Origin of the sequence: Amycolatopsis kentuckyensis (assembly GCF_002155975.1) — a bacterium.
Classification (GTDB): Bacteria; Actinomycetota; Actinomycetes; order Mycobacteriales; family Pseudonocardiaceae; genus Amycolatopsis; species Amycolatopsis kentuckyensis.
Genome location: NZ_MUMI01000508.1, coordinates 1 through 11575 on the forward strand (window position 1 = coordinate 1; position 11575 = coordinate 11575).

Genomic DNA, 11575 nt, shown 5'->3' on the forward strand with positions numbered 1-11575 from the left:
CGAACGCGACCGCCGCGGCGAGACCCCGTACCAGGAAGTCCGGCTGCTGAAGGACACCGGCCTGGTCACCCTGCTCGGCCCGGCCGAGCACGGCGGTGGCGGGCAGACCTGGGAGACCGCCTACCGGGTGATCCGCGAGGTCGCCAAGGCCGACGGTTCGATCGGGCAGCTGCTGGGCTACCACTACCTGTGGGCGTGGGCGGCGCGCCTGGTGGCCACGGACGCGCAGGTGGCGGCCGTCGAAGAGCTGTACACGACGGGCAACCTGTTCTTCGGCGGCGCGGTCAACCCGCGCGACTCCGACCTGACGATCACCGAGGACGGCGACTCGATCGTCTACAACGGACACAAGTCGTTCTCGACCGGCAGCAAGGTCTCGGACCTGACGGTGCTGGAAGGCGTCCTGGCGGGGACGGAGGACCACATCTTCGCGATCGTCCCGTCGCAGCAGGAAGGCATCACCTTCCACGACGACTGGGACAACATCGGCCAGCGGCTCACCGAATCCGGCAGCGTGACGATCGAAAACGTCCGGGTGCCGTGGGAGTCGGCGGCCGGTTACGTCGACCGGAAGTTCCAGCCATTGGTGTACAACACCCTCAACGTCCCGGCGATCCAGCTCGTCTTCACCAACTTCTACCTCGGCATCGCCCAGGGAGCGTTGGAGACGGCGCTCGCGTACACGCGGGACCACACCCGAGCCTGGCCGTACGGCGGCGACGACAAGCAGGCCGCGTCGGAGGAGTGGTACATCCTCGACGGCTACGGCGACCTGCAGTCGAAGCTGTGGGCGGCGGAGGCCCTGGTGGACAAGGCGGGCGCGGCGATCTCCCGCGTGCTGCACGCCCCGCGCGAGGAGCTGACGCCCGAAGCGCGCGGCGAGGTGGCGGTGCTGATCGCCGCGGCCAAGCAGCGCACGGTCGACACCGGCCTGGAGATCGGGACGAAGATCTTCGAGCTGACCGGGGCCCGGGCGAGCGCGTCGAAGTACGGCCTGGACCGGTTCTGGCGCAACCTGCGGACGCACTCGCTGCACGACCCGCTGCCGTACAAGCGCCGCGAAGTGGGCGAGTACGCCTTGCTCGGCGCGTACCCGACGCCGACCTGGTACACCTGAGGTCACGCCGGGACGAGTGCGATCCGGCCGAACACGGCACCGGCGTCGAGCTGCCGGTGGGCGTCCGCGGCCTGCCGCAACGGCAGCACCTCGTGGACAACGGCGTCCAGCTCACCGCGGCCGACGGCGGCCAGCAGCCCGGCGGCCACCGTCCGGCGGTCCTCTGTGGACACCGAATCGGCGCTGAAGACGGCGAACGACAGCGACTTCCGGAACGCCGCGAACATCTCGGCGACCAGCCGGGCCGGGGGCGGGCCCGCGACCGCGCCCACCGTCACCACCCGGCCGTTGGGGTTGAGCTCGGCGAAGAACGCGGGCAGCTCCTCCCCGGCCACGATGTCGAAGACGACGTCGTGGCCGGTGGCGCCCTCGCCGGAGCGGTCCAGGACGTGGGTGGCGCCGAGTGCGCGCAGGCGGGCGCCGCGCTCGGCCGACGACGTCGTGACCGTGACCGTGCCGGTGCGGGCCGCGAGCTGGACCGCCAGCACCCCGATCCCGCCGGCCGCGCCGCGGACCAGCACCGATTCGCCGGGCGCGAAATGGGCGTGCCGGAGGCCGAAGTGGGCGACCACGCCGGAGCCCGCGACGGTCACGGCGTCGACCGGCGACACCTCCGGCGGCAGCGGCACCAGCGCCGCGGCGGGGGCGAGCGCCTGCTCGGCGTAGCCGCCGCCCCCGTCGGTGGGGGCCCAGACGCGCGTACCGGCCCACGATTCGTCGACGCCCGCGCCCAGCGCGGTGACGACCCCGGCGACCTCGCCGCCGAGGACGTGACCGACCTCGAAGCCGAACGCGGCGAGGGCGCCGCGGCGGATCAGCACGTCGACGCCGCCGACCCCGATCGCCTCGGGGGTGATCACCACCTGGCCGGCGGCCGGACGCGGGTCGGGGAGGTCCACGACCGCCAGGCCGCCGGGATCGCCGAAACGCCGTACCGCCACTGCTTTCACTGTCATCTCCCTGGGTTCGAGGCGGCCGCGAACGTACCGGACGCCCCCGTCCGGTTCGGCTAAAGTGAGACGATGACCGGCTCTTTGCCTCGGATCCGGCGCTCGGACGCCCGGGACAACCGCGAGCGCCTCCTCGATGCCGCCAGGGCCGTGTTCGCCGCCGAAGGCCTCGCGGCCCCGATGCGGGAGATCGCCCGGCACGCCGGCGTCGGCCCGGCGACGCTGTACCGCCACTTCCCGACCAGGGAACAGCTGTTCGCCGAGGCGTTCGCGGAGCGCCTGCGTGCCTGCTACGCCATCGTCGAAGACGGTCTCGCCGACGCGGATCCCTGGCGTGGCCTGCGCACGGTGATCGAGCGGCTGGCTGAGCTGTACGCCCGCGACCGGGCGATCACCGCGGCGCTGGTGTCGGCCTTCCCCGGCGCGCTGGACTTCACCGCCGACCGGGAGCGAGCGCTGAAATCGCTCGCCGAACTGGTGGGCCGGGCCAAGGACGCGGGCGGGGTGCGTCCCGAGACGACCCCGGACGACATCGTCATCGTCCTGATGGCCGCCGGCGGCATCCAGGCGCGCTCGCCGGCGGCGCGGGTGGCGGCCGTCCGGCGGTTCACCGCGATCGCGATCAACGGGCTCCGAGCTGCCCCGGCACCCCACCCCGCCTAAGCGGGACAGCGTCCCGTATCGTAATCGGGACAGTGTCCCACTTAAGGAGCTCTCCATGGCGATCACCTACGTGCTGGTCCACGGCGCCTGGCACACCGGGCAGTGCTGGGCGCGGGTCGTGCCGCGGCTGGCCGCGAGCGGGCGGCCGGTGTTCACCCCGACGCTCACCGGCTACGGCGAAACGCGGCACCTGCTGGCCCCGGACGTCGGGCTCGGCACGCACGCCGCCGACGTCGTGCGGCTGCTGGTCGAAGCGGACCTGCACGACGTCGTCCTGGTCGGGCACAGCTACGCCGGCCTGGTGATCTCCGCGGTCGCCAACGAGGTGCCCGAGCGGATCGCGCGGCTGGTGTACCTGGACGCGATGGTGCCCGCCCACGGCGAGAACGGGATCGACGTCATGCCGATCACCCGCGGCATGCTCGGGACCGGCTGGCGGGTCCCGCCGCTGCCCGAGCTGCCCGCGCCCTTCGGCCTGTTCGGCGTGACCGACCCCGGGGACGTCGCCTGGCTGCGGACCATGCTGTCCGACCAGCCGCTCCGGTGCCTCGAAGAGCCGGTCGCGCTCGACAACCCGGCCGCCGCCGCGATCCCGCGCACGCACATCCACTGCACGGTGAAACCGGCGGGGTTCGACCGGCGCCCGGTGCCCGCCGTGCAGCCGAACGGCGAGCCCGCGGACGTGCGCGAGCTGGCCACCGGACACGACTGCATGATCACCGCGCCCGCGGAGCTGGCCGGGCTGCTGCTGGACGTCGGGGAGCCGGCGGGGGCCGGTAGCATGCGGTCGTGAGCGATTCCCGGACGGCGGCCGGAAGAACGCCGCAGCGCGCCGACGCGCGGCGCAACGCCGGGAACGTCCTCGAAGCCGCGGCCGCGGTGTTCGTGACCTCCGGCGTCGAAGCGCCGATCCGGGAGATCGCCGCCCGGGCCGGGGTGGGCACGGCGACGATCTACCGCCACTACCCGACCCGGGCCGACCTGATCCTCGCGGTGTACCGGCTGCAGGTCGAAGCCCTGGCCGAAGCCGGTCCCGCCCTGCTCGCCGGCGAAGCGGGGCCGCACCGGGCCCTCGTCGAGTGGATCGACCGGTTCGTCGACTTCGTCATCACCAAGCAGGGGCTGGCGTCGGTGCTGCAGTCCGACGACGCCTGCTACGACCCGCTGCACGCCTACTTCCTCGAACGCCTCGGTCCCGTGTGCACCCAGCTGCTGGACGCGGCCGCGGCGGCCGGCGAGATCGTCCCCGGCCAGGACGCCTACGAGCTGATGCGTGGCGTCGGCAGTCTCTGCGCCGGCGCGGGAACGTCGGCGCACTACGACGCGCGGCACCTGGTGCGGCTCCTGGTCAACGGCCTGCGCCGGGCCTGACGCGGTCAGGCGCGCTGGAGCAGGAAGCGCTGGTTGGCCGCCCCGGTCACCGTCCACTGCGAGATGCGCGCGCCGTCGGCGGTCGAGGCGCTCCAGACGTCCATCGCGAGCCCGCTGGCCCGGTTGACCAGGCTCACCACCCCGCCGCCCTGGTCGGTGACCTTCCACTGCTGCGTCGTCGCGCCGGTGTCCGGTTGCTGGGTGATGTCCGCGCCGGTGGCGGTGGAGGCGACCTGCAGGACCAGGCCGCTGCTGCGGGACCGGATGCGGTGGAAGCCGCCGTCGGAGGCGAGGAAGTCGAACTGCTGGTTGAGGCCGCTGGTGGCCTGCCACTGGATCAACGCCGCCCCCGCACTGGTGGAACCGCCGTTGATGTCCGCCGACTTGCCGCTGTGCTGGGCGACCAGCCGGTAGTTCACCCCGGGCTCCACGACCGGCGGTGGCCCGCCGAGGGAGGTGGCGCGGTAGGTGTGGCCCGCCTGGCCGGTGAACCGGACCAGATCCGCCTCGACGGACACCGGCTGCACCTTGGCGCCGCTCGTGGTGTCGAGCAGTTCGTAGGTGGTGGTGAACAGCCGGCTGCGGACCTTGACGTCGCCGTCGCGGTCCGGCGTGATGGTCAGCTGCGTCGCCGCGCCGCCGCTCCAGGCCACGCCGACCGTGTAGCCGCCGCGGCCGCGCAGGCCCGTGACGCTGCCGGACGGCCAGGCGGGCGGCAGTGCGGGCAGCAGGTGCAGCTCGCCGTTGTGGCTGTGCAGCAGCAGTTCCGCGATGCCGGACGTCGCGCCGAAGTTGCCGTCGATCTGGAACGGCGGGTGCAGGTCGAACATGTTGGGCGCCAGCCGGTCCGTCCGCACCAGGAGCCGGATCAGGTCGTGCGCCTTGGCGCCCTCTTCCATGCGCGCCCAGTAGTTGATCTTCCAGGCCAGCGACCAGCCGGTGCCGTCGTCCCCGCGCAGTTCGAGGGTCTTGCGGGCCGCCGTGAACAGCTGGGGCGTCCCGCGCTTGCTGATCTGGTTGCTGGGGTACAGGCCGTACAGGTGCGAAATGTGCCGGTGGGTCCGCTCGGTCTCCACCCAGTCGTAGAGCCATTCCTGGATGTTCCCGCGCGAGCCGACCTTCATCGGCGCCAGCCGCTGCCGGGCCGCCTTGACCTGGTCGGCGAACGCGGCGTCCACACCGAGCACCTGGCACGCGCCCGCGCAGCCGTCGAACAGGTCGCGCAGGATCTGCATGTCCATCGTCGGCCCCGCGCACACGGACGCGTTCGCGTGGTGGTTCAGCTCGGGGGAGTTCGACGGGTTGGTGACCAGGTAGCCCAGGGACGGTTCGGTCACCAGCGTGTCGAGGAAGAACTGGGCGGCGCCCTTCAGCAGGGGGTAGCGGGCGCGCAGGAACTCGACGTCGCCGGTGAACCGGTAGTGGTCCCAGATCATGGTGGCGAGCCAGGCCCCGCCGGTCTGCCACATGCCGGCCTGCGCGAAGTCCACAATGGAGGATCCGCGCCACCCGTCGGTGTTGTGGTGGGTGACCCAGCCCCGGGCGCCGTACTCGACCTGCGCGGTGCGGGCCCCGGTGACCGAGAGGTCGGAGATCATGGCGAACACCGGCTCGTAGCACTCGGCGAGGTTGGTGACGTCGGCCGGCCAGTAGTTCATCGGCAGGTTGGCGTTGAGCGTGTACTTCGACTCCCACGACGGGTTCAGCTGGTCGTTCCAGATGCCCTGCAGGTTGGCCGGCTGGGTGCCCGGCCGGGACGAGGAGATCAGCAGGTAGCGCCCGAACTGGAAGAGCAGGGCGGCGAACTGCGGGTCGTTGACGCTGTTGTGCTGCGCGATCCGGACGTCGGTCGGCTGGTCGGCCGCCGCGGTGCGGCCGAGGTCGAGGGTGGTCCGCCCGAACAGCTTCTGGTAGTCGGCCACGTGCCGGCTGCGCAGGGAGTCGTAGGACAGCGCCTGCGCGGCGGCCAGCCTCGACCGCGCGATGCCCTGGTAGTCCCCGTTCACGGTGCGGTAGTCGACGTAGCTGGTGCCGACCGAGATCAGCAGCGTCACGGCGTTCGCACCGGACACCCGCAGCGTGCCGCCGGAACTGCTGGTGCTCCCGCCCTCGGCGACGGCGTTGACGAGGGCGAGGAACCGGACCGAACCGGCGATGCCCCGGCTGTCGCTCGAAACGCCGTCCAGCGCGATGGTGGTGCCGTTCGGGCTGGACGTCGTCGCCCGCTGCGGGGTGCCCAGCGACGCGGAGAACGAGATCGAACCGGCTGTCTCGGCCGTCAGCCGCACGACGATCACCTGGTCCACGGCGCTGGCGAACACTTCGCGCCGGTACCGCACGTTGTTCGCGACGTAGGTGACGACCGTCGTGGCGGTGGTGAGATCCAGCCAGCGCTGGTAGGAAGCCGCTCCGCTCCCGCCGGACAGCGCGAGGCTGAGCGTGCCGACCGGCTGGTACGGCTGCTGGGCCGCCGGGGAGCCGAGCATCTTCTGGTCGATCAGGGACTGCGCCTGCGTCCACTGGTTCGCGAACACCAGCTGCCGGATCTGCGACAGCGCCCCGGCGCCCTGGGTGTTGCTGTAGTCGTGCGGGCCGCCCGCCCAGACGGTGTCCTCGTTGAGCTGCAGGCGTTCGGTGTCGGTGTTGCCGAACACCATGGCGCCCAGCCTGCCGTTGCCGATCGGCAACGCGCGCAGCCACTCGGTGCCGGCCGGTTTGTCGTACCACAGCGCCAGGTCGTTCACCGCCCGGACGTCCGCGGGGGCGGCCGAGCCGACCCGGGCGGTCGCCGTCCACGCGAGCGGGACCAGTGCGGCACCGAGCCGGATCGCCTGCCGTCGGGTCAGGTCGGCCATCGTCGTCCTCCTCAGGCGCGCTGGAGCTGGAACCGCTGGTTGGCACCGCCGGAGGCGGCGTACTGCGAGATGCGCGCGCCGTCGGCGGTCGAGGCGCCCCAGACGTCCATCGCGAGGCCGCTGGCCCGGTTGACCAGGCTGACCGCGCCGCCGCCCTGGTCGGTGACCTTCCACTGCTGGGTGGTCGCGTCGGTGTCGGGCTGCTGGGTGATGTCCGCACCGGAGGCCGTGCTCGCGACCTGGAGGACGAGCCCGCTGTGGCGGGCGCGGATGCGGTAGTAGCCGTCGGCGGAGGCGAGGAAGTCGAACTGCTGGTTGGCCGCGGTGTGCGAAGACCACTGGATCAGCGTGGCGCCCGCCGCGGTGGACGCGCCGTTGATGTCCGCGGACTTGCCGCTGTGCGCGGCGACCAGGGAGTAGTTCACGCCGACCTGCACCGGCGAGGTGGGCGGGTTGGGGTCGCTGCCGCCGAACTGGCTGAAGAACTTCCAGATCTCGGTCTTCGTCCAGCTCCGCGCGCCGCTCTCGCAGCCGGTGCAGCCGTCCACCGGGCCCTGCTGGTGGCCGCCGTCGAACGGGGCCCAGACCACCGGGTAGCCGGTCCGGCAGCCCGAGTAGGTGGTCAGATAGTGGGTCTTGCTGCCCGCGGCGGGCTCGGGGGCGTTCTGCGGCGTGCAGCCGTTGTTCCGGACGAAGGTGTCCCGCAACCCGCGGCCGGCGCCGATGTTGTCCGACACCCCGTGGATGCCCATGTACGCGATGGGCTGGGTGCCGCCGCTGCACCCGCTGATCGCGCCGGGCGCGGCGATCGCCACCACCGCGCGGAAGACGTTCGCCCGGGCGCATGCCAGGGCGTAACTCATCGCGCCGCCGTAGCTGAAGCCGACGGAGAACAGTTGCGTCGTGTCGACGCAGAGGTCGTTCTCGATCAGCCGGACCATGTCGTCGGTGAAGGTGACGTCCTCGCCGCCGGAATTGCCCCAGCCGTTGTTGAGGCCCTGCGGTGCCACGAAGATCGTGGAGTTGCCCGACTGCGACTGCATGCCGTAGTAGGCCCACGCGTAGCCGTCGCTGCCGCCTCCGGCGACCTGCTCGGCGGTGCCGCCCAGCCAGTGGTAGCCGAACGCCAGCCGGTGCGGCGCGGTGTTGTCGTAGGTGTCGGGGATCTTCAGGATGAAGCTGCGGCTCTTGCCGTTGCTCTGGATCGTGCGTTTGCCGCTGGTGAGCGTCGGGTTCTTGCCGCAGCCGGCACTCGGCGTGGCCGCCGCCGTGGCCGCCGGGGCCGCGGCGGCGCCCGGGGGAGCGCCGCACACGGCCAGCAGGAGCAGCGCGGCGGTCGCGAAGATCCGGAACGATGATCGGGGCGTGGGCATGCGAAACCCTCTCGGCCGACGGGGAAATTCTCGAGACGGCTGCTCAAGTGTGTTTGCGTTGTAGCACGGATTTCGAATGCCCGTCCACCCGGAAATGAAAGTTTCAGTTTCACCGTCGACGCCGGAAAGTGCGCCGGGGATTGCGGGAAACTATTCCCGGCTAGCGCTTCACGCGGTGGCGGAGGTAGGCGATCAGCGGGCCGACGGGCCGCGTTTCGACGAGTTCGAGTTCCACCCGCCGTTCCTGCCGCGGGAAGAACGGGAGGCCGCCGCCGACCAGCACCGGGTAGACGCGGGCGCGGTACTCGTCGATCAGGTCCGCCTCGGCCACCGCGGCGGCGAGTGTCGCGCCGCCGATCGCGATCGAGCCCTCCGCCGGTTCGGCCCGCAAGCGCTCGATCTCCTCCGCGAGGCTGCCGGTGGCCAGGCGGGCGTTGCCGCGCACCTCCGTCAGCGTGCTGGAAAAGACCACCTTGGGCAGCGGGTTCCAGAGCTCGGCGAACTCGCGCCTCAGCGGGTCGAGCGAGGAAACGTCGACGTCCTCCCAGTACAGCATCGTCTCGTACAGCCGCCGCCCCAGCAGGTGGACGCCGGCGCCGCGGACCTCTTCGGTGGACAAGCGGAAGACCTCGTCGTCGGTCACCCCGAAGTCGAAGCCGCCGTCCGGGCCGACGATGTAGCCGTCGAGCGAGACGCTCATCGAATAGGTCACGCTGCGCATCGGAAATCCTCCTCGGGTGCCGGGCCGACAGTATGCCGGGCGCGGCCGGATGTCCCAATCCGCCCAAGAATGTCGTGACAGGCGTTCTTGTTAGCGCTAACATCGGCGCGCGTTCCCTGTCCATCGACGAACGGAGAACCCGGTGACCTCATCCTTCAGCCGCCGGCGACTGCTGCAAGCCGCCGGAGCCACCGCCATCGCCTCCGCGGCCGGATCCGCCGTCGGCTGGGCTCCCACCGCCGCGGCGGCCACCGCGGCCGTCGGCCCGGTCCGCCCGGACGCCGGGGTGTCCGCGTTCCCGTTCGAGCTCGGCCAGGTGCGGCTGACCGCGAGCCGCTGGCTGGACAACCAGAACCGCACGCAGAACTACCTGCGGTTCGTCGACGTCAACCGGCTGCTCTACAACTTCCGCGCCAACCACCGGCTCTCCACCGCCGGCGCGGCCACCAACGGCGGCTGGGACGCGCCGAACTTCCCGTTCCGCAGCCACGTCCAAGGGCACTTCCTGACCGCGTGGGCCCAGCTGTGGGCCGTCACCGGGGACACCGCGTGCCGGGACAAGGCCACGACCATGGTGGCCGAGCTCGCCAAGTGCCAGGCGAACAACGCGGCCGCCGGGTTCACCGCCGGGTACCTGTCCGGCTTCCCCGAGGCCGACTTCGACAACCTGGAAGCCGGCCGGCTGACGAACGGCAACGTGCCGTACTACTGCATCCACAAGACCATGGCCGGCCTGCTCGACGTCTGGCACCACATCGGCAGCACCCAGGCCCGCGACGTGCTGCTGAACCTGGCCGGCTGGGTCGACCGGCGGACCGCCCGGCTCAGCACCACGCAGATGCAGTCGGTGCTGAACACCGAGTTCGGCGGCATGAACGCGGTGCTCACCGACCTCTACCAGTACACCGGCGACGCGCGGTGGCTGACCGCGGCGAAGCGGTTCGACCACGCCGCCGTGTTCGACCCGCTGGCGGCCAACCGGGACCAGCTCAACGGCCTGCACGCCAACACCCAGATCCCCAAGTGGATCGGCGCCGCCCGCGAGTACAAGGCGACGGGCACCACCCGTTACCGCGACATCGCCACGAACGCCTGGAACATCACCGTCGGCGCCCACACCTACGCCATCGGCGGCAACAGCCAGGCCGAGCACTTCCGCGCGCCCAACGCCATCGCCGGCTACCTCAACCAGGACACGTGCGAGAGCTGCAACACCTACAACATGCTCAAGCTGACCCGGGAACTGATCGCGCTGTACCCGGACCGCGCCGACCTGGCCGACTACTACGAGCGAGCCTTGCTCAACCAGATGATCGGCCAGCAGAACCCGGCCGACAGCCACGGGCACATCACGTACTTCAGTTCGCTCAACCCCGGTGGCCGCCGCGGCCTCGGCCCGGCTTGGGGCGGTGGCACGTGGAGCACCGACTACAACTCGTTCTGGTGCTGCCAGGGCAGCGGGCTGGAAACCCAGACGAAGCTGGCCGATTCGATCTACTTCTACAGCGACACGACGTTGATCGTCAACCTGTTCCTGCCTTCGGTGCTCACGTGGTCCGAGCGTGGGATCACCGTCACCCAGACCACGTCTTTCCCGGTCGGTGACACGTCCACGCTGACGGTGACCGGGAGCGTGGCCGGGACCTGGGCGATGCGGATCCGCATCNNTGGACTTCCGGCGACACGGTCACCGTGCGGCTGCCGATGAAGGTCGCGCTGAAGGCGGCCAATGACAACGCCAACGTCTCGGCGGTCACCTACGGTCCGGTGGTGCTGGCCGGTGCTTACAGCGGGAGCACGCTGCCGTCCCTCAACGTCGGTTCGATCACCCGCACCAGCAGCAGTGCGTTGACCTTCAGTGCGACCGCCAACGGTGCCGCGGTCAATCTGGTGCCTTTCTACGATGCCCAGGGGTTCAATTACACCGTTTACTGGAATACCGGTGGTGCTGGGGTCGTCACCTATCGGCTGGTCAACGTGGGGAGCGGGCTCGTTCTCGGGGTGGAGAACATGTCCACTGCCGACGGAGGGCGGGCTCTGCAGTGGTCGGACAGCGGGACGGCCGACCACAACTGGGAAATGATCACCGATGGCAGTGCGGTCCGGTTCCGGAACGCCAACAGCGGCAAGGTGCTGGGTGTTCTGGACATGTCGACCGCGGACGGGGCTCGTGTTCTGCAGTGGTCGGACAACGGTACTGCCGATCATCGGTGGACGATTGTTGACCAGGGGGATGGGACGTCGAAGGTTCGGAATGTCAATAGTGGGAAGTTGTTGACGATCGAGAACGGGTCTTCCGCGGCTGGGGCTTATGCGGTTCAAGGGCCGGATAATGGTGCTGCTGCTAATCGGTGGCGGGTTGTTCGGAACGGGTGAGGGTTCGTTCTTTGCTCGGGGGTGGTGGTTCGTTCTCCGCCACCCCGATGCCCGATTGTGACTACGGCCGGCGGCACCGCGTCAAGGCGGGAAAGCGTGCCTTGACCCGGCGTCACCGGCCGTGTTGGGGCTTCGGATCGGGGTTGGGG

General features: G+C 70.8%; 10 protein-coding genes. 6 read left to right on the top strand and 4 right to left on the bottom strand.

Going from position 1 to position 11575, the window contains the following annotated elements; all coding sequences use genetic code 11:
- Positions 1-1117, top strand: a 1117-nt coding sequence (locus CCN39_RS39110; protein ID WP_143264320.1) for an acyl-CoA dehydrogenase family protein, incomplete at its 5' end; no start/stop codon positions are given.
- Positions 1118-1119: 2 nt separating this feature from the next.
- On the opposite strand, the gene CCN39_RS39115 is transcribed toward CCN39_RS39110, so the two are convergent.
- Positions 1120-2058, bottom strand: coding sequence for a zinc-binding dehydrogenase (locus CCN39_RS39115; protein WP_086851000.1), 939 nt, complete (start codon positions 2056-2058; stop codon positions 1120-1122).
- Positions 2059-2139: 81 nt separating this feature from the next.
- On the opposite strand from CCN39_RS39115, the gene CCN39_RS39120 reads away from it, so the two are divergent.
- From CCN39_RS39120 to CCN39_RS39130, 3 genes are read left to right on the top strand one after another with little or no spacing between them, the layout of a single operon-like run.
- On the top strand, positions 2140-2730 hold the full coding sequence (locus CCN39_RS39120) for a TetR/AcrR family transcriptional regulator (RefSeq protein WP_167455314.1): 591 nt from the start codon (positions 2140-2142) through the stop codon (positions 2728-2730).
- A 55-nt stretch (positions 2731-2785) separates the two neighbouring features.
- Complete coding sequence (locus CCN39_RS39125) at positions 2786-3523, top strand: alpha/beta hydrolase (protein ID WP_086851004.1); 738 nt, start codon at positions 2786-2788, stop codon at positions 3521-3523.
- A complete protein-coding gene (locus CCN39_RS39130) occupies positions 3520-4101 on the top strand; it encodes a TetR/AcrR family transcriptional regulator (protein WP_086851007.1) in 582 nt (193 codons plus the stop codon). Before CCN39_RS39125 ends, CCN39_RS39130 begins: the two co-directional genes overlap by 4 nt.
- 5 nt (positions 4102-4106) lie before the next feature.
- Here the strand turns inward: CCN39_RS39130 and CCN39_RS39135 are convergent, their stop codons facing one another.
- The 3 genes from CCN39_RS39135 to CCN39_RS39145 form a co-directional block, all read right to left on the bottom strand.
- On the bottom strand, positions 4107-6956 hold the full coding sequence (locus CCN39_RS39135; RefSeq protein WP_086851009.1) for a glycosyl hydrolase family 95 catalytic domain-containing protein: 2850 nt from the start codon (positions 6954-6956) through the stop codon (positions 4107-4109).
- Between the two features lie 11 nt (positions 6957-6967).
- Positions 6968-8329: an RICIN domain-containing protein gene (locus CCN39_RS39140; protein WP_086851011.1), complete on the bottom strand. Its 1362-nt coding sequence runs from the start codon at positions 8327-8329 to the stop codon at positions 6968-6970.
- Between the two features lie 160 nt (positions 8330-8489).
- Entirely contained in the window at positions 8490-9050 is a 561-nt protein-coding gene (locus CCN39_RS39145) for a dihydrofolate reductase family protein (protein WP_086851013.1), read from the bottom strand.
- 316 nt (positions 9051-9366) lie between these two features.
- Between CCN39_RS39145 and CCN39_RS52185 the strand changes: the two genes are divergently transcribed.
- Entirely contained in the window at positions 9367-10758 is a 1392-nt protein-coding gene (locus CCN39_RS52185) for a beta-L-arabinofuranosidase domain-containing protein (RefSeq protein WP_434781152.1), read from the top strand.
- Positions 10743-11426: an RICIN domain-containing protein gene (locus CCN39_RS52190; protein WP_341867724.1), complete on the top strand. Its 684-nt coding sequence runs from the start codon at positions 10743-10745 to the stop codon at positions 11424-11426. The genes CCN39_RS52185 and CCN39_RS52190 overlap by 16 nt, the downstream gene beginning before the upstream one ends.
- Positions 11427-11575 lie beyond the last annotated feature (149 nt).